This window comes from Streptosporangium nanhuense, from assembly GCF_059358815.1.
Genome location: NZ_JCADBG010000001.1, coordinates 730,533 through 755,189 on the forward strand (window position 1 = coordinate 730,533; position 24,657 = coordinate 755,189).

Annotated in this window: 23 protein-coding genes; 5 read left to right on the plus strand and 18 right to left on the minus strand. The window is 72.1% G+C overall.

Going from position 1 to position 24,657, the window contains the following annotated elements; genetic code table 11:
* Positions 1-7 precede the first annotated feature (7 nt).
* The 4 genes from AC5L38_RS03030 to glgC all read right to left on the minus strand — a co-directional run bounded on the left by AC5L38_RS03030 (position 8) and on the right by glgC (position 3,734).
* The gene (locus tag AC5L38_RS03030) at positions 8-1,252 is read right to left on the minus strand and encodes a DUF5685 family protein (RefSeq protein ID WP_495241185.1); all 1,245 of its coding nucleotides are present in this window, start codon (positions 1,250-1,252) and stop codon (positions 8-10) included.
* Between the two features lie 126 nt (positions 1,253-1,378).
* Positions 1,379-1,750, minus strand: coding sequence for a VOC family protein (locus tag AC5L38_RS03035; RefSeq protein ID WP_495241186.1), 372 nt, complete (start codon positions 1,748-1,750; stop codon positions 1,379-1,381).
* On the minus strand, positions 1,747-2,394 hold the full coding sequence (locus AC5L38_RS03040; RefSeq protein ID WP_495241187.1) for a TetR/AcrR family transcriptional regulator: 648 nt from the start codon (positions 2,392-2,394) through the stop codon (positions 1,747-1,749). The genes AC5L38_RS03035 and AC5L38_RS03040 overlap by 4 nt, the downstream gene beginning before the upstream one ends.
* Before the next feature lie 113 nt (positions 2,395-2,507).
* A complete protein-coding gene (gene glgC / locus AC5L38_RS03045) occupies positions 2,508-3,734 on the minus strand; it encodes a glucose-1-phosphate adenylyltransferase (protein WP_350966885.1) in 1,227 nt (408 codons plus the stop codon).
* Between the two features lie 48 nt (positions 3,735-3,782).
* Here glgC and glgA point away from each other — a divergent pair, with 48 nt between their 5' ends.
* Entirely contained in the window at positions 3,783-4,979 is a 1,197-nt protein-coding gene (glgA, locus tag AC5L38_RS03050) for a glycogen synthase (RefSeq protein WP_495241188.1), read from the plus strand.
* 169 nt (positions 4,980-5,148) lie between these two features.
* Here the strand turns inward: glgA and AC5L38_RS03055 are convergent, their stop codons facing one another.
* Positions 5,149-5,514 carry a PH domain-containing protein gene (locus AC5L38_RS03055; RefSeq protein ID WP_495241189.1) on the minus strand — a complete coding sequence of 122 codons (366 nt, stop codon included), beginning with the start codon at positions 5,512-5,514 and terminating at the stop codon, positions 5,149-5,151.
* Positions 5,515-5,610: 96 nt separating this feature from the next.
* On the opposite strand from AC5L38_RS03055, the gene pgeF reads away from it, so the two are divergent.
* Positions 5,611-6,297: a peptidoglycan editing factor PgeF gene (gene pgeF, locus AC5L38_RS03060; protein WP_495241541.1), complete on the plus strand. Its 687-nt coding sequence runs from the start codon at positions 5,611-5,613 to the stop codon at positions 6,295-6,297.
* Between the two features lie 82 nt (positions 6,298-6,379).
* Here pgeF and AC5L38_RS03065 read toward each other — a convergent pair whose 3' ends face one another.
* From AC5L38_RS03065 to AC5L38_RS03085, 5 genes are all read right to left on the minus strand, one after another.
* On the minus strand, positions 6,380-6,787 hold the full coding sequence (locus tag AC5L38_RS03065; RefSeq protein WP_495241190.1) for a nitroreductase family deazaflavin-dependent oxidoreductase: 408 nt from the start codon (positions 6,785-6,787) through the stop codon (positions 6,380-6,382).
* A gap of 66 nt (positions 6,788-6,853) precedes the next feature.
* Positions 6,854-7,669, minus strand: a complete 816-nt coding sequence (locus AC5L38_RS03070) for a sirohydrochlorin chelatase (RefSeq protein ID WP_495241191.1) — start codon at positions 7,667-7,669, stop codon at positions 6,854-6,856.
* Between the two features lie 234 nt (positions 7,670-7,903).
* Positions 7,904-8,461 carry a GNAT family N-acetyltransferase gene (locus AC5L38_RS03075; RefSeq protein WP_495241192.1) on the minus strand — a complete coding sequence of 186 codons (558 nt, stop codon included), beginning with the start codon at positions 8,459-8,461 and terminating at the stop codon, positions 7,904-7,906.
* Positions 8,462-8,711: 250 nt separating this feature from the next.
* Complete coding sequence (locus AC5L38_RS03080; RefSeq protein WP_495241193.1) at positions 8,712-9,731, minus strand: SPFH domain-containing protein; 1,020 nt, start codon at positions 9,729-9,731, stop codon at positions 8,712-8,714.
* 311 nt (positions 9,732-10,042) lie between these two features.
* Positions 10,043-11,440: an MFS transporter gene (locus AC5L38_RS03085; RefSeq protein WP_495241194.1), complete on the minus strand. Its 1,398-nt coding sequence runs from the start codon at positions 11,438-11,440 to the stop codon at positions 10,043-10,045.
* Between the two features lie 134 nt (positions 11,441-11,574).
* On the opposite strand from AC5L38_RS03085, the gene AC5L38_RS03090 reads away from it, so the two are divergent.
* Complete coding sequence (locus tag AC5L38_RS03090; protein ID WP_495241195.1) at positions 11,575-12,255, plus strand: GntR family transcriptional regulator; 681 nt, start codon at positions 11,575-11,577, stop codon at positions 12,253-12,255.
* A gap of 34 nt (positions 12,256-12,289) precedes the next feature.
* Positions 12,290-13,495 (plus strand): alpha/beta hydrolase, encoded by a 1,206-nt coding sequence (locus AC5L38_RS03095; RefSeq protein WP_495241196.1) that lies wholly within the window; start codon positions 12,290-12,292, stop codon positions 13,493-13,495.
* Between the two features lie 105 nt (positions 13,496-13,600).
* On the opposite strand, the gene AC5L38_RS03100 is transcribed toward AC5L38_RS03095, so the two are convergent.
* Positions 13,601-14,026 carry an Lrp/AsnC family transcriptional regulator gene (locus AC5L38_RS03100; protein ID WP_389907638.1) on the minus strand — a complete coding sequence of 142 codons (426 nt, stop codon included), beginning with the start codon at positions 14,024-14,026 and terminating at the stop codon, positions 13,601-13,603.
* A 149-nt stretch (positions 14,027-14,175) separates the two neighbouring features.
* On the opposite strand from AC5L38_RS03100, the gene AC5L38_RS03105 reads away from it, so the two are divergent.
* Positions 14,176-15,030, plus strand: coding sequence for a tryptophan 2,3-dioxygenase (locus AC5L38_RS03105; RefSeq protein WP_495241197.1), 855 nt, complete (start codon positions 14,176-14,178; stop codon positions 15,028-15,030).
* Positions 15,031-15,181: 151 nt separating this feature from the next.
* On the opposite strand, the gene AC5L38_RS03110 is transcribed toward AC5L38_RS03105, so the two are convergent.
* The 7 genes from AC5L38_RS03110 to AC5L38_RS03140 form a co-directional block, all read right to left on the minus strand.
* On the minus strand, positions 15,182-15,991 hold the full coding sequence (locus AC5L38_RS03110; RefSeq protein ID WP_495241198.1) for an Fpg/Nei family DNA glycosylase: 810 nt from the start codon (positions 15,989-15,991) through the stop codon (positions 15,182-15,184).
* A gap of 33 nt (positions 15,992-16,024) precedes the next feature.
* Entirely contained in the window at positions 16,025-16,459 is a 435-nt protein-coding gene (locus AC5L38_RS03115; protein WP_495241199.1) for a ribosomal maturation YjgA family protein, read from the minus strand.
* 69 nt (positions 16,460-16,528) lie between these two features.
* Positions 16,529-17,698, minus strand: a complete 1,170-nt coding sequence (locus AC5L38_RS03120; RefSeq protein WP_495241200.1) for a zinc-dependent alcohol dehydrogenase — start codon at positions 17,696-17,698, stop codon at positions 16,529-16,531.
* A 25-nt stretch (positions 17,699-17,723) separates the two neighbouring features.
* Entirely contained in the window at positions 17,724-18,368 is a 645-nt protein-coding gene (locus tag AC5L38_RS03125; protein ID WP_495241201.1) for an SRPBCC family protein, read from the minus strand.
* Between the two features lie 359 nt (positions 18,369-18,727).
* On the minus strand, positions 18,728-19,042 hold the full coding sequence (locus tag AC5L38_RS03130) for an L-rhamnose mutarotase (protein ID WP_495241202.1): 315 nt from the start codon (positions 19,040-19,042) through the stop codon (positions 18,728-18,730).
* A gap of 28 nt (positions 19,043-19,070) precedes the next feature.
* A complete protein-coding gene (locus AC5L38_RS03135) occupies positions 19,071-20,363 on the minus strand; it encodes a M1 family metallopeptidase (RefSeq protein WP_495241203.1) in 1,293 nt (430 codons plus the stop codon).
* Between the two features lie 69 nt (positions 20,364-20,432).
* On the minus strand, positions 20,433-24,518 hold the full coding sequence (locus tag AC5L38_RS03140) for a Pls/PosA family non-ribosomal peptide synthetase (protein WP_495241204.1): 4,086 nt from the start codon (positions 24,516-24,518) through the stop codon (positions 20,433-20,435).
* Between the last annotated feature and the right edge of the window lie 139 nt (positions 24,519-24,657).

A 24,657-nucleotide genomic window follows, 5' to 3' on the forward strand; every position in this document is an offset into this window, starting at 1 on the left:
CGAGGTCTCAGACGTTGCAGTCGCAGCAGCACCCGTCACATTTGCTGCAGCACTTGCAGCAGTCGCAACACCCGTCGCACCCGTCACAGCCGCAGCTGTCGCACCCTCTGAGGTAGCAGCGCTCATCCCAGGCGCCGTGCCTCCGGGAGCTCCACCAGGGGCGCCAGAGACCGCAGGTCAGCAGGGTCCCCACCCCGGCGGCGGACTTACGGACGAACCCGGGCCGCTCGTAGGAGTGGCCCGACTCCCCCGCGGGGGACGGCGTCCCGTTGCCGGCGGGGGAGGGGTCGTGCCCCGCGGGAAGGCGGTCCTGCTCCGCGGGGGAGTGGGGGTGCCCGGTGGGGGAGGGGGTGTGCTCCCCGTACGGGCGCGCGCACGTCTCGCGGGCATGGCCGCGATCCGGGCCGGAGGCGTGGCGGAACGTCCTGTCCACCGCCCGCCGCACCTCGGTGCCCAGCAGCACGTCCACCAGGTGCCGGTCGGCCAGTTCCAGCTCCAGCAGCGCCAGCTCCAGGCCGTGCGCGGCGTCGTCGCACAGCCGCCGCGCCTCCCGTACGGAGGTGCCGGTGGCGGTCAGCGGGTTGAACGCGCCCCGGGCGGCGTCCTCCTCCCGGTCCTCCACGGCGTCCAGCAGGTGGGCGATCCGGCCGAAGAACCGGCCCGCCTCGGCCAGCGCCGCCGCGTTGCCGGGGGTGCCCGCGAGCGTCGCGGTGTACGCGAACGCGGCGGCGACGGCCTCCTCGGTGGGGCCGGTCAGCTCCAGGAGCGTCACCCCCGACCCGCCCTCCAGCTCGATCTGGCGTTCGGCCGTCGAGACCAGCGAGGTGGTGTCGAACCCGATCCCGGCACCCATCCGGGCCCCCGCCGCCTCCCAGCGGGACGCCAGCATCCTGCGCGCCGCGCCGGTGCCCGGCGCCGAGTCGCCGTCGGCCACGTGGTCGCGCAGCTTGCCCGCCGCGAGGACCAGCGACACCGTGGCGGCCAGCCGCACGCCCCCGGCCCGCGCGTCCACCACGTCCGCCGAACGGAACCCGCGCAGCGCGCAGGGTCCGGCGGTCCGGTGCGGGGAGCCCGCCGGGCCCTGCGCCTCGGCCAGCACCGAGATGATCAGGCCGTCGTAGTTGGTGGCCAGCCGGGCCGCGTGCCCCTGCCCGTCCCTGAGGGTCAGGCACAGCCCGCACAGGTGCGCCATCCAGGCCCGGTGCAGCGTCGGGCAGGAGTGCTCGCCACAGGGGCGAATGATGCCGAACATGCGATCTCTCGTACTTGGGGGGTGTGTCCGAAATTCGTGCGATGTACCGGGAGAAACTATCCCCTGCGGATCACGAAGTCGCAATGGCACTAGCGGTGCCTCTCGATGCCTCTCGGTGCCTCGCGGTCAGTCGGACATGACCTCGTAGAGGTTTCCCGTCTCGTCCGCGAAGAACAGGCCGCGCGGGCGGAGCGGGTGGTCGATCCGCCCGTTGTCGCGATGGGCCGGGTGGTTGCCGTACGGCACCTCACGCTCTTCGAGCCGGGCGAGGATGCCCTCGAAGGTGTCCGGGTCGACGTCGAAGGCCAGGTGGTGCCCCTCGGGGGTCTCCACGGTCATGAAGTCGAGGGTGAGGGACTCGTTCACCCGGACCGGGGCGAAGTGGCCGTGTGCCCCGGCGGGCGGCAGGCACTCCACGCCCATGACGCCGGCGAAGAAGTCGGCCGCCCGACGCCTGTCGAGCGCGGGCACGATGGTGTGGTTCAGCGTGATGGTCATGAGGGGTCCCCTTCCGGCAGGGGGCGGGCCAGGGCGCCGTGCACGAACACGTCGACGAGGTCGGCGCCCGGCTCGGGCTCGCCCTCCGGCCACCGGACGGGGGAGAACGCCATCGCGAGGAAGAGCGCGGCCAGGCGTTCGGGAGGCAGCCGCAGGGAGTCGCGCTCGGGCTCGAACAACTCGGCCAGCGCCGTGCGGGTCTCCCTGAACGCGGTCTCCCGGCCGGGCGGGGGGACCTTCTCCGCGTCGCGCCCGGAAGGTCTGACGGCGGGGCGCTCCAGGGGGCGGCCCGAGGCGTGCAGGGCGGCGATGACGGTGCCGATGCGTGCCGTGTGCGCCCGCATGGCCTCGACGGCCTCGACGAGGCGGCCGGTCAGCGGCTGGTCGAGCGGGATCGCGGCGAGCTGTTCCAGCACGTGGTCGGAGCGGAGCGCCTCGGCCATGCAGGCGCTGAGCAGCTCGTCCTTGTCGGCGAACACCCGGAAGATCGTGGCCTCGCCGATCCCGGCGGCTCTGGCGACCTGGCCGGTGGTCACGGCGGCGCCGTACTCGGCGACCAGGGGGAGGGCGGCCGCCACGATCATCTCGCGGCGCCGCTCCGGGCTCATTCCCGGCGCGCGCCGCCGGGCGGGTTGGGTTTCCATGCGCCCATTGTGCGGAGTGAGTACTCACTCCGTCAAAGCGTTTTTGTGGCACGCCCCAGGTTTCCCGGTCTCGCCGTGACGGCGGAACCGGGGAACCTGGGGGGCGTGCCGGGTCAGCGTTCGACGATCTCGTTCTTGCCGATGACGACGATGCCGCCGCTGGTCACCGCGAAGCGGCTGCGGTCGTACTCCAGGTCGAAGCCGATCCTGGCGCCGTCCGGGATGATCACGTTCTTGTCGATGATGGCCTTGCGGACGATGGCGCCGCGGCCCACCTTCACGTTGCCCATCAGGACCGAGTCCTCGACCTGGGAGTGGGAGTGCAGCACCACGCCGGGGGAGAGGATGGAGCGCTCCGCCAGCCCGCCGGAGACGATCGCGCCCGCCGAGACGAGGGAGTCGATCGCCCTGCCCACCCGGTCGCCGTCGTTGTGCACGAACTTGGCCGGGGGAAGCGGGTCGTGGCCGGTGTAGATCGGCCACCTGCTGTTGTAGAGGTTGAAGACCGGGTGCGCCGAGATGAGGTCCATGTGGGCCTCGTAGTAGGCGTCGAGGGTCCCGACGTCCCTCCAGTAGCCCCGGTCGCGCTCGGTGGAGCCGGGCACGATGTTGTCGGCGAAGTCGTAGACCTCCGCGCTGCCCGACTTCACCATCATCGGGATGATGTTGCCGCCCAGGTCGTGCTTGCTCGTCGGGTCGAGCGCGTCCTCCCTGAGCGCGTCGATCATCGACTGGGTCTTGAAGACGTAGTTGCCCATCGACGCGTACACCTGGTCGGGCGCGTCGGGCAGGCCCACCGCGTCCTTCGGCTTCTCGCGGAAGGCGACGATCCGCCGCCCGGCCGGGTCGGCCTCGATGACCCCGAACTGGTCGGCGAGCGACAGCGGCTGCCGGATCGCGGCCACCGTCACCTCGGCGCCGGACTCTATGTGCTGCTCGACCATCTGCCGGGGGTCCATCCGGTAGATGTGGTCGGCGCCGAACACGATCACGTGGTCGGGCATCTCGTCGTAGATCAGGTTCAGGTTCTGGAACAGCGCGTCGGCGGAGCCGGAGAACCAGTGCGGCCCGAGGCGCTGCTGGGCGGGAACCGGCGTGACGTAGTTGCCGAGCATCGCCGACAGGCGCCATGTCCGGGAGATGTGCCGGTCGAGACTGTGGTTCTTGTACTGCGTCAGCACGACGATCTGGAGGTAGTGACCGTTGGCGAGATTGGACAGTACGAAGTCGACGAGCCGGTATATCCCCCCGAAAGGCACCGCAGGCTTCGCTCGATCAGCTGTCAGAGGCATGAGCCTCTTACCTTCTCCACCGGCGAGCACGATCGCGAGGACTCTCATAGGTGGACCTTAACCTGATGAACAGGGATGAAACACTAGGCTGATCGCATGCGAGTGGATCTGCTGACCCGTGAATATCCCCCCGACGTCTACGGAGGGGCGGGAGTTCACGTCGAGTACCTCGCCCGGGAGCTGCGCAGGCTCGCCGACACCCGGGTCCGCTGCTTCGGAGCGTCACGGCCGGAGGAGGGCGTCGCGGCCTACCGGGTGCCCGGCGGCCTGGAGACGGCCAACGCCGCGCTCCAGGTGCTCGGGGTCGATCTGGAGATGGCCGCCGGGTGCGAGGGCGCCGACCTGGTCCACAGCCACACCTGGTACGCCAACTTCGCCGGCCACGTCGCCAAGATGCTGTACGGGACGCCCCACGTGGTGACCACGCACAGCCTGGAGCCGCTGCGGCCGTGGAAGGCCGAGCAGCTGGGCGGCGGTTACACGCTGTCGTCGTGGGCCGAGCGCGGCGCGCTGGCCACCGCCGACGCGATCATCGCGGTCTCCGAGGGGATGCGCCGCGACGTGCTGGCGAGCTATCCGGAGATCGCGCCGGAGAAGGTCACGGTGATCCACAACGGGATCGACACCGGCGAGTACGCCCCCGACCGCGACACCGGCGTCCTGGAGCGGCACGGCATCGACCCGAGCAGGCCGTACGTCGTCTTCGTCGGCCGCATCACCCGGCAGAAGGGCCTCGTCCACCTGCTCCACGCGGCGCGCGACTTCCACCCCGACGCCCAGCTGGTGCTCTGCGCGGGCGCGCCCGACACGCCGGAGATCGCCGCCGAGGTGACCGCGCTCGTGCGCGGGCTCGACCGCGAGGGCGTCGTCTGGATCTCGGAGATGCTTCCCCGCCCCGAGGTGATCCAGATCCTCACCCACGCGACCGTGTTCGTCTGCCCCTCCGTCTACGAGCCGATGGGCATCGTCAACCTGGAGGCCATGGCCTGCGAGACCGCCGTCGTGGCCACCGCCACCGGCGGCATCCCCGAGGTCGTGGCCGACGGCTCGACCGGCCTGCTGGTCCCGATCGACCAGGCCGCCGACGGCACCCCGCACGACCCCGACGCCTTCGCCGCCGACCTCGCCGAGCGGGTCAACCGGCTGCTGGCCGACCCCGGCCTCGCGGCCCGGATGGGCGAGGCCGGGCGGATCCGCGCGGTGGAGCACTTCTCCTGGGAGCGCATCGCCGAGCGGACGATGGAGCTCTACCGGCGGGTCGCGGGCGGGGAGGCGCCGCTCCCGGCCGGGTGACGTTCCCGACGGGCGGCGCGGGTCCTCGACGGGCGGCGTCTCCGTGGTGAGGCGCCGCTCCCCGGTCCGGCGTCTCCGCTGTGAGGCGCCGCTCCCCGGTCCGGCGTCTCCGCTGTGAGGCGCCGCTCTCCGGAGCGGCGCTCCCACCGGCCTTCCCGCGGGGGAGTTCCTAGGACGTGATGAAGTGCAGGATCACGTTGTGCACGTGGTGCGCCTTGTTGTCGCCCCGGAACTCCACCTCGTAGGTGTGGGTGCCCACGTGGATGGCGATGGCGCCCGAGGAGAAGAACGAGCCCGCGATCGACTTGTTGCTCACCACGCTCACCGCGGAGACCTTGTTGTAGGGGATGCTCGTGATGGCGACCTTCTTGCCGACGAACGACTTGTCCTGCACGATGACACGCCTGTCGGTGAGCCCCAGAAAGCCGGTGCCCGTGCCGATGGCGTCGTAGACGGCGATGATCTGCTCGCCGGGCATCAGACCGCTCTCGATCTGCTGATACTGCTCCTTGCGGTCGTACACAACCTGGGCCATGTCGCTCGCGATCTCTTGGGGGATCCGTGTCTTTGTGAAACGAACGTCCTGGGGACGGGGTTCCTGGGCGGGTAAGGTCGGCCCGTGAACTTTCAGATGAGGATCACCGATCGTCACGGTGGTGTCAGCGCCGGTCCGTACGGCAGCCGCAACCTCGGGGGCATGTGCGGCGACGAGCCGGACGCGGTCGCGGCGAACAGGGCGAGGACGGCCGCCGAGTTCGGCCTGGAGCGGGTCGTGTTCATGCGGCAGGTCCACAGCGCCGACGTCCGCTACGTCACGGAGCCGTTCGGCGACGACCCGCCGCCGCTGGACGGGGTCTGCACCGACGTGCCCGGTCTCGGCCTGGCCGCGCTCTGCGCCGACTGCGCGCCGGTCCTGCTGGCCGAGCCGGAGGCAGGGCTGGTCGGCGCCGCGCACTCGGGGCGGGTCGGCACCATGTCCGGCGTGGTCACCGCCCTGGTCGAGGAGATGGCCGGGCGCGGCGCGGAGCCGGCCAGGATGACCGCCCTGATCGGCCCGATGGCCTGCGGCACCTGTTACGAGGTCCCGGCCGAGATGCGGGACGAGGTCGCGGTGCTGCTCCCCGAGGCGTGGTCGATCACCCGCGAGGACACCCCGGCCCTCGACCTGCGGGCCGCGATCACCTCGCAGCTGGGCAAGGCGGGTGTCGGGGAGATCACCCACGACACCCGCTGCACCATCGAGAGCGCCGACCTGTTCTCCCACCGCAGGGAGAGGACGACCGGCAGGTTCGCGGGCTACGTCTGGCTGGAGCCCTGACCGGCTCTCACCCCGATCAGGGGATTGAGTCCTCTCGCGGTGAGGGAGCGGCCCCCGGGCCCGACGGCCGGCGTGGCGCCGGTCACGACGCGACCGGCTCCAGCACGACCACGGGGATCTCCCGGTCGGTCTTCTTGGTGTACTCGTCGTAGGCGGGCCAGGCCGCGGTCATGATCGACCACAGTTCCGGCTTCTCCTCGGGCGTGGCGGTACGGGCCCTGGCCCTGAACCGGTCGCCCAGCACCTGCACCTCGACCTCGGGGTTCTCCTGGAGGTTGAGGTACCACAGCGGGGGCTCGTCGGCGCCTCCCTTGGAGGCCACGAGGAGCAGGTCGTCGCCGTGGCGCTGGTAGATGAGCGGGCTGGTCCGCGGCTCGCCGGACTTGCGGCCGGTGGTGGTGAGCAGCAGGGCGGTGGTGCCCTGCCACTCGTGCCCCTCGGCCCCGTCGGTCGCGATGTATCGGTCTACGTGCTCTTTTCCGAACAGCATGATCTATCTCCTCTGACAACTAGGCAGATCATTACCCATCGGAGGAGATAGATCACATCAGGTCGCTCAATCCGCCGACAGGACGCTCCCGTAGGCGCGGGCGGCCAGGTCGGCGATCAGGTCGTGCGCCCCGAGGACGTCGGCGCACTCGGCCCCGACCTCCTCGGCCGCCGCGTTCGCGAGCCCCGGGGCCGCCTCCGGGCCCAGGACGCAGGGGGACAGGGCGATGCGCTGGGCGCCGATGCCGCGCAGCCGTGCGGCCGCGTCGGCCACGGCGGGCGCGCTGTCGAGGGAGGCGACCAGGACGGGCAGGGTCAGCCGCGAGGCCAGCAGCACCGCCGTCGGCTGGGCCTCCACCGCCGCGTTCTCGCCGCCGACGGTGGCGAGGATGACCGCGTCGACCGGGCTGGAGACGTTGAGCAGCCGCATCCGGTCGGCCCGCGCCAGGCTTCGCTCCGACAGGCGGATGTGCAGGGCCTCGGCGAGCAGCGGGTGCGGCCCCAGGGGGTCGGTGACCGTCACCGAGACCCTGCTGGACGCGACGGCCTCGGCGACCAGCCGGTCCGCGACCGGGTGCGGGCCGGTCAGCAGCGGCACCACGATGGCGGCCGTGGCGTCCTGCGGCCGCTCCCTGGCCGCCGCCTCCAGCTCGGAGGTCAGCTCCTTGCCGTCCTCGCCGAGCGCGGCCAGGCGGACCTGGATCTGTGGGTTGTCCCCCCGTATCAGGGCCGCGAGCTCCGTGGCGGTGCCTGAGGCATCGCCGAGCGCGGCCAGCACCAGCGCTGGTGCCTCGGGCGGGAGCTGGGAGGGCACCGGCCTGCGGTGCCTTCCGGAGGGCCGCACCGGGCGCCCTCGTACGGGGAGGATGGGACTTTCGCTCACATGCGCGGACTCTAGGGCCATTTGACACCTCCCGTGACCGGAAACGGCAGCATTCCCGTCACAACATTCTGAAAAGGTGAGGCCCGAAGGTGGGTTTCCCCATGTCCGTAACCGGCTCAGGGCCGGTGCGCGGAGGAGAGAAGCCCAGGTCAGGCCGGGGAGGCGCCCAGGTCAAGACGGGAGAGGCCCGGATCGGGCCGGGAGAGGCCCAGGCCGGGCCGGGGGAGGCCCGGATCAGACGTCACGGTGGCCCTCCCACTCGTCTTCCAGCGCCGAGTGCACGATCGAGTCGCGCCAGGCCCCCCGAGCCCGTACGTGATGCCTGATCCTGCCCTCCTCGACCATCCCGGCGACCAGCATCGCCAGCTGGGCGGCGGTGTTGGCCGGGGAGCGGGCGCCCCAGATGCGGTGCAGGCGCAGGTCGCGGAAGCCGAACGTCAGGATCAGCCGGATCAGGTCGGTGCCGATGCCCCGGCCCCAGTGGTCGGGACGCAGCCCGAGGCCGATCTCGGCGCTGTGCGGGTGGTCGGCCTCGATGTGCAGGCGGGCGACGCCGAAGGCCTCGCCGCCGTCGAGGTCGGTCACCGCCAGCACGTAGAGGCGCCGGGGCTCGACCCCCGCGCACTTGATCGCCTCGATGATCGTCTCCTCGACCTCCTCGCGGGTGCGGGGGTCGAACGGCAGATGTTCGGTGGCCGTCGGGTCGCCGTACACGGCATGCAGGGCGTCCACGTCGTCGAGGGTGATCTCCCTGAGCCGGAGCCTCTTGCCCGAGATCTCAACGTGGCGCATGCGCAGACGTTAACGTCTCGGAGGTTCCACGGCTAGAGATCATCCCGATAAGCGGACATACCATCATTTTAGTGATCTTATATGCACGGCTTGGTATGTGCCCAGGCCTGAAGGAATCCTGTGTCAGGACTCAGGCGAACCCGGCCCCGCGTGCGGGGGTGCGCGCGGAGGGGCCGGATTCGCTCCGCAGGGGCGGGCCGGTCGTCGCGGGGCCCGCGATTCCGGGCGGGACCGCGTCGAGGCGCGGGCCTCACTTGGCGGGGACGACGACGTCGGAGTTGCCCGGAGCGTAGACGGTGATGCCGTCGGGGAGGGCGTTCAGCTTGTCGATCTCGACGCAGGCACGGCACTTCCGGTAGCTCTCCTGGAGTTGCCTGTTCGCCTCGGCCTCGCCCTTGGCCAGCGCGACCGACGCCTTCGCGTCCGCCTCGGCCTGCCTGATCTTCGCCTCGGCCTCGACGTCGGCCTGCGACGCCTTCGCCTCCGCCTCGGCGATCCCCGCCTGGGCGACCTGGGTCTTGTTCACCGCGGCCTGGATCTCGGCCGGCAACGTCACCCGGACCAGCGTGAACCGCAGGCCGGTGAAGAAGCGGCCGCCGAGCAGCTGCTCCAGGTCGCGCTCCAGGAGCTGGTTGATGCCGTTCTGGGCGCGGGTGATGGAGGCGTTGCTGTCGATGACGGCGGGGGTGGCCTTCTTGTTGGAGGTCGTCTGCACCAGCGAGCAGGAGGAGAGCAGCTCGGCGCACTCAAGGGCGCCGATCTGGCTGCGCAGGGCGTTGTAGATCACCGGCCGCACGGACTGGATGAAGAACCCGTTCCATCCCTCGTCCCCGTCCCAGGCGTAGCGGGACTCGCCGTCCTGGCCCAGGTAGGTGCGGGTGCCGTACCTGTCGTCGAAGCGCTTGAGCGCCTCCTGGTCGAGGTTGAGCGTGAAGTAGAGCGTGCCCTCGATGCCGAGGTTCACCCCGTCGGAGCTCGGCACGTTCACCTCGTCCACGCCGCTGGAGCTGGCCCGTTTGGCGTCGGTGGTGATGGTGTAGATCCGCTGCTGGGAGGGATAGGAGTGCACCGACGACCACAGGCCGACCCAGGTGAGCCCGGAGTCGGGCGGGATGACCTGCCGCACCCCGGAGTCGTCCAGCGGGCCGCCGTCCCTGACGACGGCCACCTGGCCCGGGTCGGTGCGCTCGAAACCCCCTCCGACGCCGATCAGGACGATCGTCGCGATGACCGCTGACACCGCGACGGCGATGCTTCTTCCGATGGGCATGTCGATCCTCCTTGGGGGACGAGCGCCGGGGACGGGCACCGGAGGGCGGTGGCGGGGGATGGCCGTCCCCGGCCACCGGCCCGACCGGCTTCCCTTCGTGGCGGGCTCTGGCGGTTCCTCACGTGCTTCAACGGGCTTTGACGAGCCGATGGGCGGGGGAGTTCGGTGGGATGTCCGAAAAACCGGGTGGGTTCGCGGGCCCCCGTGCTTCCCGGCGGCCTCCGGTGGTCCCTGCGTGGTCCCTGCGTGGTTCTTCGGTGGTTCAGGGAGAACCGCGGCCGCCGGGGAGGGCCGGTGGCCGCGGCGGGAGGTCAGGCGTCCCGGGAAGCGGTCCCCGTGCGCGTTCCCGGGGCGCCGTCGAGGGTGCCGCCGGAGTCTCCGGCGGGGACGTCGTCGAGCGGGGTGTCGAGAGGAGTGTCGACAGGGGTGTCGACAGGGTCGGGCGGGTCGTCCTCGTGTGTCCCGGGGGCCATGGCCAGGCCTGCCGTGGTGACGGCCAGCGCGGCGACCACGTAGAGCGAGACGGCGAGGGTGCCGCCGAACCGGTCGAACAGCCACAGGGCGACGATCGGGGCGAGGGCACCCCCGAAGATCCCGGCGACCTGGTAGCCCATCGAGGCGCCGCTGTAGCGCAGGCGGGTGCTGAACAGCTCGGCGATGAAGGCCGCCTGGGGCCCGTACATCGCGGCGTGGCAGGCCAGGGCCACGACCGAGGCCAGCGCGATCAGCGGGAAGGATCCGGTGTCGAGCAGGGGGAAGAAGGCGAACACCCAGACCGCGGCCCCGATCACGCCCGCCAGATAGACCCGCCGGCGGCCGACCCTGTCCGACAGCGCGCCGAACAGCGGGATCAGGAAGAGCTGGAAGGCGGAGCCGATCAGCACCGCGTTCAGCGCGACCCCGCGTTCGAGCCCGAGGGGGCCGGTGACGTAGGCCAGGATGTAGGTCACGAAGATGTAGAAGGCGACGTCCACGCCGATGCGCGCGAGGCCCGCGGAGACCAGCGCGCGCGGGTGCGTGCGCAACACCTCCAGCAGCGGCATCCGGGCCTTCGCGCCCGACCGCTCGACCTGGGCGAACAGCGGCGACTCCACGATCCGCAGGCGGATCCACAGGCCCACGACCACCAGCGCGCCCGACAGCAGGAACGGCACCCGCCATCCCCACGACAGGAACGCCTCCTCGGGAAGCGTCGCGGACATGATCCCGAGCACGCCCGCCGCCAGCAGGTTGCCCGCGGGCACCCCGACCTGCGGCCAGCTCGCGTTGAACCCGCGCCGCCGGGGATCGCCGTGCTCGATGGACATCAGCACGGCCCCGCCCCACTCGCCGCCCAGGCCGAGCCCCTGCACGAAGCGCAGGGTGACGAGCAGCAGCGGGGCGGCCACGCCGATGGTGGCGTAACCGGGCAGCAGGCCGATCAGGAAGGTGGCGACGCCCATCAGCAGCAGCGTCACCACCAGCACGTTCTTGCGGCCGACCCGGTCGCCGAAGTGGCCGAACACGATCCCGCCGAGCGGTCGCGCGACGAACCCGATCGCGTAGGTGAGGAACGCCAGCAGCGTGCCGGTCAGCGGTTCGAAGGTGGGGAAGAAGAGCTTGTTGAAGACCAGGGCGGCGGCCGAACCGTAGAGGAAGAAGTCGTACCACTCCAGGGAGGTGCCGACCAGCCCGGCCACAATGACCCGTCTGGTCTGGGAGCTTGCCATCGCGTGCGCTCCTTAGCTTCTCGAGCTTCTCGTGGGGGATGGTGCGGTGAAGCCGGCTTCGTGCGGTGGTACCTATCAACATAAGAATCGTTCAACAATTCGACAAGAGATTTGTTTGATGATTTCTTGAGGGCGTGGAGAACGTCACCGCGGCGCTGCAGCGCGACCGCGGCCGCCTCGGGCGCAGCAGCGCGGCCGAGGTGGTCGCCGACATCCTCAGGGACCGGATCGCCGAGGGGCTCTTCGTCCCGGGTCAGCGCCTGTCTGAGGAGAGCATCGGCGCGGCGCTGGAGGTCTCGCGCAACACCCTGCGCGAGGCGTTCCGGCTGCTCGGTCACGAGCGCCTGCTGGAGCACCGGCTCAACCGGGGGGTGTTCGTGCGCGTGCTGTCGGCCGAGGACGTGGCCGACCTCTACCGGGTGCGCAGGGTGATCGAGGGGGCCGCGGTGCGGAACGGCGCGCGCGCCTCTCGCGACGCCCTGGCCGCCGTCAGGGAGGCCGTCGCCGAGGCGTCCCGCGCCGCCGACGAGGGACGCTGGCAGGACGTCGGCACGGCCAACATCCGTTTCCACCAGAGCCTCGCCGCCCTGAACGGCAGCCCCCGGCTGGACGAGGCGATGCGCCAGCTGCTGGCCGAGCTCCGCCTGGTCTTCCACGTCATGGAGAACCCCCGCGCCTTCCACGAGCCGTTCGTGGCCCGCAACCTGGAGCTGGTCGAGCTCATGGAGGCCGGGCGGGCGGCCGAGGCGGAGCGGGCCCTGGAGACCTACATGGACGACGCCGAGAAACTACTGATGCAGGCATATATCCCCTAGCCGTAAACACGAAGTAATCGGGCAGAATAAACGGATGTTTCCTCCGAATTCGCATGTGCGGGTGCTCACCGGTCCCGGTCTGGTCGCGGACCTTCGCCTGCTCACCGAGGTGGCCGACCGCGAGTTCGCGGCTCTCGGCGTCGGCGGTACGGTGTCGGCGACCTCGGACCTGCCCGGTTTCCGTACGGCGCTGGAGTCACCGGACGTCCTGGTCGTCCTGCCCGGCCCGGACCCGGAGGCCCGGCGCCTGTTCGCCGAGCGTCCCGACGCGGTCTGGCTCGACCTGACGAAGGCCGACACCCCGCTTCCCGCCCTGGTGGGCGGCGAGGGAGCCCCCGGCGACACAGGTGACACAGGTGACACGAAGGGCACGGCAGGGACTCACCTCCACGGGCGCGGCGTCTGGGGGCTGACCTGGGCGATCAGGCACGCCGTCCACAGCCTGCGCCGGCCCGCGCGCCGGGTCGTCTACGGCGACCACCCCGACCAGTGGGCGGAGGTACGCCACCCGTACGGGGCCGGCGGGCAGGTGCCAGGGGAGACGCGCGAGACCGGCGGGCAGGTGCCCGGGGAGGCGCGCGAGACCGGGGGGACCGGGGGGCAGGCGACCACCGTGGTGTTGCTGCACGGGGGGTTCTGGCGGTCCGTCTGGGGGGCGGACCTGATGGACGCGCTCGCCGTCGATCTCGCCGAGCGCGGCTTCACCGCCTGGAACCTCGAATACCGCCGCCCCGACCTGCACGGCTGGGACGCGACCACCGGGGACGTCGCCCGTGGTGTCGCCCTCGCGGCGGAGAGCGCCCGCGGGCCGCTCGTGGTGATCGGCCACTCGGCGGGCGGGCAGCTCGCCCTCAGGGCCGCCGCCGACGACCGGCGGGTCACCCTGGCCGTCTCCCTGGCCGGGGTGCTCGACCTGGCCGAGGGGGACCGCAGGCACATGAGCTCCGGCGCGGTCGCCGCCGCGCTCGGCGGGCCCGCCGCCGAGGTGCCCGAGACCTACCGGCGTTCGGGGCCGCTGGAACGGCTTCCCCTCGGGGTGCCCCAGCTCATCGTGCAGGGCGGCGGGGACGACCTGGACCTGGTCGACTTCGGCCGTCGCTACGCGCGGGCCGCCCAGGAGTCAGGCGATCAGGTGACATATCTGGAAATGTCGGGCGATCATTTCGACGTCATCGATCCCGCGTCACCGATCTGGCGGGCCACCGCCGGGGCCGTCGCCGAGCACCGCAGGACCTCCTGAGCCGTGCGCCCGGCCCGCCTCCGCCGACGGCCCCGCGAGTGGTGGCGGGCTCAGGTCCTTCGAGGCCCGGGAGCCTCCGAAGGTCCCGCAGGGCTCGGGAGCCTCTCAGGTGGAGGACAGCGGGCGCCAGGGGACGGGGCTGGACAGCACCATCATGCTCGACGGGTGGCCGTACGGGGCGAGCCGGTCGATCATCTCCTCGAAGGCCGTCATCGAGGAGGCGGCCACCCGCAGCAGGCAGCACGCGTCGCCGGTCACCCGGTGCACCTCCAGGATCTCCGGCCAGGCCAGCGCCTGCTCGTCGCGGAGCACGCAGCGTGGCCCGTAACACGACATCCTGATCAGCGCGGCCACCCCGCGCCCGGCGAGCGCCGCGTCGACCCGTGCGTGGTAACCGGTGATCACCCCGGTCTCCTCCAGCCGCCGCACCCGCTCCGCCACCGCGGGAGCCGACAGGTGCACCCGGCGCGAGAGCTCGCTGTACGACAGCCGCGCGTCACCCTGCAATTCGGCCAGCAAGGCCCAATCCATCGCGTCCACGGTCACGCTCCGTCACGTCGTAACTTGATCTGCTCGATGCCTTCCGTTCCGAAGGCCCAACCCAATAATCGCCTTTCTTACATTATTTCCGTACAGACCGATACAGACCACCATGGAGGCGTACCGACGAAGGAGGAGTGATGACCGGCATCAAGCAGCTGACGGAACAGGACCGCAAGGCGCGCGCCGAGGCCAACGAGGGGCTGCCGACGCTGGGCTTCGAGACCGCCACGCCCTACGACGACTACGTGGGCACCGCCACCCTGCACACCCTCCAGCGAACCGTCACCGACGTCCCGGAGGAACTGCCCTTCCTGGTCACCACCCAGGTGATGGAGCTGTACTTCGGGCTGCTCCGCACCGAGTGGCGCCTCGCCCAGCGGCAGCTCGACGCGGACGACGCCGCCGCCGCGATCCTGACGATCAAGCGCACCGTACGGCACTTCGAGGCGCTCAACGCCGCCTGGGCCGCGCTGAGCTGGCTCACCCCTCCGCAGTTCAACGCCTTCCGCGACGCCCTCGGCGAGGGGTCGGGCTTCCAGTCGGCCCTCTACCGCCACGTGGAGTTCCTGCTCGGCAACAAGTCCGAGAGCCTCATCCGGCCGCACCGCCGCAACCCCGAGGCGCACCGGGAGCTCGTGGAGGCGCTGCACCGGCCGAGCCTCTACGACTCGGTCCTGGCCTTCCTCGCCCGCGCGGGCCACGCGGTGCCCCGCTCGGTGCTCGATCGCGACCCGGCCGCCGAGTACGGACCCGACCCCGGGGTCGAGGCGGTCTGGGTCGAGGTCTACCGCGGCCCCCTCGCGCCGCTGGCCGAGGCGCTGACCGAGCTGGCCGAGCAGTTCTCCGACTGGCGCTACCGGCACCTGATGGCGGTACGGCGCTCGATGGGCGCCAAGCCGGGCTCCGGCGGGTCGAGCGGCCTGACCTGGCTGGAGCGGAGCATGCGCCGGGAGATCTTCCCCGAGCTGTGGACGGCCCGCACGTTGATGTGAGGCGCTCCCCGGCGCCTGTTCCCGGAGCGGCCCGCCCGGCTTCCGGAAGCGGCTCGCCCGGTTTTCGGGAACGGCTCGCCCGGCTTCCCGGAGCGGCCTGCCCGGCTTCCGGGAGCGGCTCGCCCGGTCCCCTTTCCCGGTGCGGGGCGGGTCAGCCGACCTGGCAGACCGGGCACCAGAAGAGGTTGCGCCCGGCGAGCACCGCCGTGCGGACCTCGGTGCCGCACAGGAAGCAGGGCATGCTGGAGCGCCGGTAGACGTAGACCTCGCCGCCGTGGCCGTCGACGCGGGGCGGGCGGCCCATCGCCTCCGGCGTGTGCTCGGGCCTGACCGTGTCGATGTGGCCCACCCGGACGCCCTCGGCCATCAGGAGCACCAGGTCGGCCCAGATCGCCTCCCACTGACCGCGGGTGAGGTCGCGGCCGGGCCGCGAGGGGTCGACGCCCTGGCGGAACAGCGCCTCGGCCCGGTAGATGTTGCCCACGCCCGCGACGACCGACTGGTCCATCAGCAGGACCCCGATCGAGACGCGGCTGCGGCTGATCCGCCGCCAGGCGGCCTCGGGGTCGGCGTCCGCCCGCAGCGGGTCGGGCCCGAGCCTGGCGTGCAGGGCCGCCTTCCCCGCCGGGTCGAGCAGCTCGCAGGTGTTGGGACCGCGCAGGTCGGCGTACCGGCCCTCGGTGCTCAGGCGCAGGCGCACCATCCCCGTCGGCGCGGGCACGGGGGCCTGGCCGAAGGCGTATTTGCCGTAGATGCCGAGGTGGACGTGGAGCCAGCGCTCGTCGTCGAAGCCCAGCAGCAGGTGCTTGCCGTGGGCGTCGGCCTCGGTGAGCACCCGGCCGTCGATCCGCAGGGCCCCGGCGGCGAAGCGCCCCTGCGGGCTCTCCGCGTGCACGGCCAGCCCGCCGAACGCCCGCCGGTGCTCTCCGGCCAGGCGGTGGATGGTGTGTCCTTCAGGCATGGTCTGAGCATCATACGATCCGCCCGGCGGTGCTCAGGGCGCCGAGGCCGCCCGTTCCCGCCGCCGGGAACGGTGCCCGAGCAGGGTGTGGGCCGACGCGGCGAGGAGGGCCCCGGCCGCGTACGCCACCAGGTCGGCCGTGCCGAACGTGCTGCCGAGCACCAGCCTGGCCACGACGCTCGTCTCGGAGAGCGCGGCGGGAACGGGCGTCAGCTGGGCCAGCTCGACCGCCCAGCTGAACGCCAGCGCGCAGAGCGCGGCCCGCGCCGGGGTGACCCGTGGCCACACCAGCACCACCAGCGCGTACACGAGCACGGTGTAGAGGGCGTCGCCCGCGTACTTGCCGAACCAGCCGCCGGTGACCGCGCGGACGGTCAGCCCGGCGGCGACGGTCGCGAGCGCGGCGAGCAGGGCGAGCAGGCGGGTGCGGAGGAAGCGGGGCGGGTGGTCTCCGAGGGCGGGGGGCACCCGCCCACGATAGCGATCACGCCGATCCGCGTGCCCCGCGCCCGCCCGCCCCCTGAAGCGCGGTGGAGATCAAGGTGTCAGGACGATCTTGTTGCAGTCGTCCCGCTTGTTCTTGAACATCTCGTAGCCGCGCGGGGCGTCCCTGAGCCGCATGCGGTGGGTGATGACGAAGCTGGGGTCGATCTCTCCGTCACGGATCTTCGCCAGCAGGGGCTTCAGGTACCGCTGGACGTGACACTGACCGCTCCTGAGGGTCAGTGACCGGTTCATCAGGGCGCCCATCGGGAACTTGTCGAGCACGCCGCCGTAGACGCCGATCACGGACACGATCCCGCCGTTGCGGCAGGCCATGATCGCCTCGCGCAGGGCGTACGGCCGTTCGGTCTCCAGCCGGGCCGCCTGCTTGATCCGGTCGTAGGCGTACATGGCGGGGGTGGGGTGGTGGGCCTCCATCCCCACGGCGTCGATGCACGCGTCCGGGCCGCGACCGGCGGTCATGTCCCGCAGCGCGTCGAGGACGTCGACCTCCTCGTAGTTGAGCGCCTCCGCCCCCGCGCGCTCGGCGATCCGCAGCCGGTAGGGGAAGCGGTCGATGCAGATGACCCGTTCGGCGCCCATCAGGTAGGCGCTGGCGACCGCGAACTGGCCGACCGGTCCGGCTCCCCACACGGCGACGATGTCGCCGGGCTTGATGTCGCACATCTCCGCGCCCATCCAGCCGGTGGGCAGGATGTCGGACAGGAACAGCACCTTCTCGTCCGGCAGGTCGTCCTCGATCTTGATCGGCCCCACGTCGGCGAAGGGCACGCGCGCGTACTCGGCCTGGCCCCCCGGATAGCCGCCGAGCATGTGGGAGTAGCCGAAGATGCCCGAGGGCGTGTGGCCCATGAGCTTCTCGGCCAGGCCCGCGTTGGGGTTGGAGTTCTCGCACACCGAGTACAGGCCGTGCTCGCAGGAGACGCAGTTGCCGCAGGCGATCGGGAAGGGCACGACCACCCGGTCGCCGACCTTCAGCGTGGACACCTTCGGGCCCACCTCCACCACCTCGCCCATGAACTCGTGGCCGAGGATGTCGCCCTTCTTCATGGTCGGGACGTAGCCGTCGTAGAGATGCAGGTCGGAGCCGCAGATGGCGGTCGAGGTGACGCGGACGACGGCATCGCGGGCGTTCAGGATCGAGGGGTCGGGAACCTCCCGGACCTCGACGGTGTTGCGGCCCATCCAGCAGGTGGCCTTCATGGAATCCTCCTCAACGTCACGGCTTCTACAGCGGCACGGGCTGGGCGGGACGCTGCATGGCCTGCCGCAGCGCGCGGGTGCCCTCCGGGCTGCCTTCTGAGCGGACCACCTCGCCGGTCTCCAGGACCTGCTTGAACCGGCGCAGGTCGTCGCGCACCTGCTGCTCGGGGTGCTCGCCCAGCAGCCTGGCGAAGGCCATGCCGGCCCTGCCGCCCGGCGGGTCGTACGCCAGGTTCACCCGCACCTCCGTGCCGCGCCCGCCGGGGGCGTCGCGGAAGCGCACGGAACCGCTGTTGCCGACCAGGGCGCCGGGCAGGGAACGCCAGGCGATCAGCTCGTTGGGCCTGTCCTCGACGATCTCCGCGTCCCACTCGACGGGCTTCAGGGGCCCCTTCGCCTTCCAGTGGGAGTTCCCGTTGCCCGTCGTCTTCACCGACTCCAGGTGGGTCATGAAGCGGGGAAGGTTCTCGAAGTCGTGCCAGTAGCGGTACACCTGCTGGCGGGGAAGGTTGATCGTGACGGCCGCGTGCAGGCTCATCGGACCCTTGTGCCCTCGCCCCGAGAGGTGCCGGTTCACCCGTATCGCGGTGTACGCCACGCCCAGCCCCAGGCCGGTCCAGCCCAGCGTGCGGGCGAGCCGGTTGGTCGTGCGATCGTGCTTTCCGATCATGTCGCCTCCGTACGGTTGGTCGCCTCCCGATCCCGTCTCAGGGATCGGTGCTCTCCGCCGGGGGTGCGGAACGGCCTTCGTCCGGCCGTTGGTCACGCCTGTCGAAAGTGTCGATTGCCGGTGATCACTCCGGCGCCCTCTGTCCTAGCACCTCAGGCTGTCATCCAATGCCGGGCACGAAGAAGAGGCGGGGGGAAATGTCTGTTCAAGTTCCGTGCCGCCGGAGCCTCGGGGTTAACCGGCCGGTCATCGTCGCCAAAGCATCATTTTGGGGTGCCCGCGCGGGAATCCGGGAAGGCGCCGGGGCGCCGCCCGGCCGAGATCTTCCGAAACATTGGCCGCCGGGACCGGCGAAGACCTCAGGGCAGCCGCCACACCGCCGGGAGGCCCTTGCCCGCGCCGTCCGCGGAGTAGTCGTGCACGACCTCCAGCAGCTCGGCCATCCGGGCCTGCCAGGCGATGTTCACCGGCAGGTCCTCCAGGGACGACAGCAGCGCCTCGTAGTCGTCACAGTCGATCACGTGGAACAGGTCCTGGCCGCTGCGCCAGATCGTCCACTCGCGCGCGCCGCCCCGCCTGATGGCCTCGGTCAGCTCGGCGGGCACCTCCCGGTGCGCCTGGTCGTACTCGGACTCCCTGCCCGGCCTGACCCGGGTGTGCAACGCGACGCGCATTCCGTACCTCCAAGAGACTGTGCGAGGGCTAGGGGAGGGCGGGCAGGCGGCGGTCGTGCAGCCAGCCGGCGAACAGCTTGTCCAGCGGACGCGTGGTGCGGCGCGCGGCCAGCGCGGTGAACGCGCCGGTGGTGACGGTCCCGTGGCGGTGCCCGGCCGTCCACTCCCTGAGCAGGGCGAAGAAGGGCTCGTCGCCGATGGTGCGGCGCAGCGAGTGCAGGGTGAGCGCGCCGCGCCGGTAGACCCGGTCGTCGAACAGCCGCCGCGGGCCGGGGTCGGCCAGCACGAAGTCCTGGGGGAGCGCGGACAGGCGGCGGTGCCAGCGCTGCGCGTGGTCGTCGGACGACAGGCCGCCGGAACTCTCCGACCAGATCCACTCCGCGTACGAGGCGAACCCCTCGTGCAGCCAGATGTCGCTCCAGTCGGCCACCGTCAGGCTGTTGCCGAACCACTGGTGGGCCAGCTCGTGGGCGACCAGCCGCTCCTCGCCCCGCCTGCCGTCCACGTGGTTCGCCCCGAAGATCGACATGCCCTGCGCCTCGACCGGGATCTCCAGCTCGTCGTCCACGACCACCGCCGTGTAGGAGCCGAACGGGTAGGGGCCGAACCGCTCGCGGAAGACCTCCATCATCCGGCTCTGGCGCTCGAAGTCGTGGCGCACCCGGGTGGCGAGCCTGGCGGGGAAGACCAGGCGCATCCCCGGGCTCGGCTCGGCCTGCTGGTAGCGGCCGATCTGCACGCTCGCCAGGTAGGAGGCCATCGGCTCGGCCTGCTCGTACACCCACGTGGTCGTCGAGGCCGCCCGCCGCTTGGAGGTCAGCTCCCCGTTGGCGACCACCTGGTACGCGGAGGCGGTGGTGACCGAGATCCGGTAGGTGGCCTTGTCGTCGGGCCGGTCGTTGCACGGGAACCACGAGGGCGCCCCGATCGGCTGGCTGGCCACGATCACACCGTCGGTGAGCTGCTCCCAGCCGAGCCCGCCCCAGTGGCTGGTCACCGGCTGGGGGTTGCCCGAGTAGCGGATCTCGACGACGAACGAGCCGGGCCGCAGGCCGGGCGGCGACAGGTGGAGCTTGCCCCCGCGATGGGTGAAGCGCACCGGGGCGCCGTCGACCAGCACCCCGCTCACCCGCAGGGCGCCCAGGTCGAAGGCGACCCGGGTGAGGCGCCGCAGCGCCACCGCGGAGATCCGCGCCACCCCGCCCAGGCGGTTGGGGGCCACCCGGTAGTCGAGGGTCAGGTCGTAGTGCTCCACCCGGTAGCCGTCGTCGCCGTGCATGGGGAAGTACAGCTGAGGGATGGAGGTCGTGCTCAGGGTCACACCGGCTTCCTCTGTTCTTCGTGCGTCGTCTCCGCCGGGCCCGCGTCGCGACCGAGTGTCCCTCGTGCGCTATCTCCGCCGGCCCCACGCCGCGATCGGGTTGCCGAACCAGCGGGTCCCGGCAGGCACGGACTCGCCGCGCATCACCAGGGAAGCCGGTCCGACCGTGGTGTTCTCCCCGATCGTCGCCGCGGGCAGGACCACCCCGTGGGGGCCGAGGGTGGAACCCTCCCGCATGACGACAGTATCGATGCTCATCACACGGTCGTGGAACAGGTGGGTCTGCAACACACATCCCCGGTTCACCGTCACCCCGTCACCCAGGCTGACCAGGTCGACCTCCGGCAGCCAGTAGGTCTCGCACCACACCCCCCGGCCCACCCGGGCCCCCAGCGAGCGCAGCCACAGGTTCAGCGGGGCCGTCCCCAGCCAGCGCTGGGCGAACCAGGGCGCGGCCAGCACCTCCACGAAGGTGTCGGCCAGCTCGTTGCGCCACACGAACGAGCTCCACAGCGGCCGGTCGCCCACCGCGATCCGGCCCACCAGGACCCACTTGGCCACGGTCGCCGCCGCCGCGGCGAGCACCCCGCCGCCCAGCACCGCCACGCCCGACAGGGCCGCCGCCGCCGCGAAACCGTACGCCCCGGCCAGCCACTCCAGGGCCGCCGCGACGAGCACGGCCACCGCGACCGTGCACATCACCGGCACCACGCGGCACACCTCCACCGCGGCGCGGGCGAACCTCAGCCTCGGCGGCGGGTCGTAGGTGCGGCTGCGGTCGCCCTCCTCGGCGGCCCTGCGCAGCTCCACCGGGGGCATCCCCAGGTACGACGAGCCCGCCTTGGCCTTCTTCGGAGCCGCCGACAGCACCGCGACCAGCCCGTCCTTGGGCACCTTGCGCCCCGGCGCGGTCATTCCCGAGTTGCCGAGGAACGCCCGCTTGCCGATCCGGACGTGGTCGACCCGCAGCCGCCCGCCCTCCAGCTCGTACGGCGCGACCATCGTGTCGTCGGCGAGGAAGGCGCCGTCGCCGACCGAGGTCATCGACGGCAGCGCCAGCACCGTCGACAGCTCCACGTCCCGGCCGACCTTCATGCCCAGGGCGCGCAGCCAGGCGGGGGTGACCATGCTCGCGTACAGCGGGAACAGCCAGACCCTGGCCATCGACATCAGCAGGCCCGTGGCCCACGCCTGCCAGGCCTGGCGGCTGTGCACCGGGTGCTGCCCGGCGTGCAGGCCGGCCGACAGCAGCCGCACCGAGGCCACGGTGAGCAGGGCCAGGGTGGCCATCGAGGCGACGGTGGCCAGGGGCACCCCGTACAGGACGGAGGCCAGGGAGGGGGCGCCGTCGCGCAGCAGGACGGCGAGGCCGGGCAGCGCGGCGACCACCGGCAGGACGCTCAGGACCAGCGCGGACAGCCCGTAGACCGTCGCCCATTGCCACGAGCGCGGCGGGCGGGCGGCGGCCGGGGGCCGGGCCTTGCCCATCCGGCTCGCGGGCACGCCCGCCCAGCGCTCCCCGGACGGCACCGAGCCCGCCACCGCCGAACCGGGCGCGACCTGGGCGTTCTTGCCGATCTTCGTGCCGGGGAACAGGGTGGTGCGGGCGCCGACCGTGGCGGAGGCGCCGATCTTGATCTCGCCGACGTGCACCTGGTCGCCGTCGATCCAGTAGCCGGTCAGGTCGACCTCGGGCTCGACGGCCGCGTACCTGCCCAGCTTGAGCATCCCGGTGATCGGCGGCATCGAGTGCAGGTCCGCGTCGTCGCCGACCTGGGCTCCGAGCGCCCGCGCGTAGTGGGTGAGCCAGGGGGCGGTGGACACCTCGCCCACCCCGAGCCGCTCGGAGAGCCGCTCGGCGAACCACAGCCGCAGGTGCGTGCCGCCGCCCCTGGGGTACGTGCCGGGTTTGAGGTCGCGCAGCAGCAGCCGGGCGCCGCCCGCGGCGAGCGCGATCCGGCCCGCGGGGCTGACGAACAGCAGCGCGCCCGCGAGCACCCACCACCACGAGACGACCGGGGCCCAGGGCAGGCCCACCAGGTTGTTCAGCGCGGCCAGCGCCACCACCCAGCGCAGCGCGCCGACGCTGAGCAGCGGCACGGTGAGCGCCGCCTGCGCGATCGCGGCGAGGCGTGGCATCGGCGTGACGACCCGGTCGGTGGTCACGATCTCCGGCGCGTCGAGCGCCGACAGGTGCCTGCCGAGCTGCGGCAGCGTCGGGTTGTCGTAGACGTCGCCGACGGTGACCGCCGGGTAGCGGGTCCGCAGCGTCGAGACCAGCCGGGCCGCCGCGAGGCTGGTGCCGCCCTCGGCGAAGAAGTCGCCGTCGACGCCGCCCAGGATGTCCAGCCAGCTCTCGGCGACCCACGGGTCGACGTCCGGCACCCCGTCCGGCACCCCGGCGGTCCCGGGGCGCTTGGGCAGCGGCCAGGGCAGGGCGTCCCTGTCGATCTTCCCGGAGGTGCGCGTGGGAAGCTCGTCCACCAGGGCGATCCTGGGGACCAGCGCGGCGGGCAGGGAGTGGCGCAGGCGGTCTCTGGCGTCCTCCTGGTCGAACCCCTCGGCGGGCACGACGTAGCCGACGAGCAGCTGGTGCCCGCCGCCGGTCGTGCGGACCGCCGAGGCCGCCCCGGCGACCCCGGGCAGCGCCTGCAGCGCCGCGTCCACCTCGCCCAGCTCGATCCTGCGCCCGCCGAGCTTGATCTGCTCGTCGGCCCGCCCGATGAAGATCAGACCCTCGGGTTCCGCCCGCACCAGGTCGCCGCTGCGGTAGGCGCGCTCCCAGCCGAGCGATTCGAGCGGCGCGTACTTCTCGGCGTCCTTGGCCGGGTCGAGGTACCTGGCCAGCCCGGCCCCGCCGATGACCAGCTCGCCGGTCTCGCCCATGGCCACCGGCTCGCCGTCCTTGCCGACGACGGCCAGGTCCCAGCCCGCCAGGGGCAGCCCGATCCGCACCGGGCCCTCCCCGGTCAGCGGGGCCGCGCACGCCACCACCGTCGCCTCGGTCGGGCCGTAGGTGTTCCACACCTCGCGCCCCGGCACGGCCAGCCGCTCGGCCAGCTCCGGCGGGCACGCCTCGCCGCCGAAGATCAGCAGCCGTACGTCGTCGAGCGTCTCGACCGGCCAGAGCGCCGCCAGGGTCGGCACGGTCGACACGACCGTGATGCCCATGTCCAGCAGCCACGGTCCCAGGTCCATGCCGGTGCGCACCAGCGCGCGCGGCGCCGCCACCAGGCAGCCGCCGTGGCGCCAGGCCAGCCACATCTCCTCGCAGGAGGCGTCGAACGCCACCGACAGCCCCGCCAGCACCCGGTCACCGGGCCCGATGGGCTCCCCGGTGAGGAAGAGCCGCGCCTCGGCGTCCACGAACGCCGCCGCGTTGCGGTGGGTGACCGCCACGCCCTTGGGCCTGCCGGTGGACCCGGAGGTGAAGATGATCCACGCGTCGTCCTCGGGCCCCGGCCGGCCGCTGCCCCGGCCCCTGTCCGGAACCGGGCCGCTGTCGCGACCGGTGACCGCGTCCCTGTCACGGGGTGCCGGGAGGGGCGTGGCATACCGCCCGATGTACGGGCCGATGCCGTGCAGCTCGGCCGCGTAGTCGAGTTCCGACCCGCCGGTGTGCCGGGACTCCGAGGCGAGAGGCCCGGAGTGGTGAATATCACATTCGGCGCCCTGCTCGCCGATCTGCCCGCCGGCGTGCTCGCCGTGGCCGGTCCCGTGCGCCGCGCCGTCGCCGGGGGAGGGGGCGTCCAGGTGCTCGTAGGGGTCGCCGTAGGGGGTGATCTTCCCTCCGTCGCCGATGACGACGCGGACGCGGGCCTCACCGAAGACCAGGTCAGCGCGCTCGTCGGGGTCGTCGGCGTCCACCGGGACGTAGGCCGCCCCGGCGGTGAGAACGGCGACGATCGCGACGTACAGGCCGACGGTCCCGGAGGGGATCCGCACCCCGACCCGGTCGCCGCGCCCGACTCCGGCCGCCCGCAGCTCCAGGGCCATCCGGCCGGCCTCGGCGCGCAGTCCGGTGTAGTCGAGACGGGTCCGCCCGTCGTCCAGGGCGAGGGCGTGAGGGTGACGTCGCGTGGTCTGGTCGAGGATGTCCAGCAACGTCCTGGCCTGCGGCGCGGTTCCTCCGGGCAGGAGTGCTCGCGACGGCACGCCGGTGCCTGCTGGTGACGGAATCACTGTCTTCCCCCATGTGTACGACGCCCCCGTGGGCCCGGGACAGCCTACGTGCACGGGGTTAACACCTTTCGCGCGTGCGGCCGTACCCCGTATGAATCTTCCCTTTCGGGCA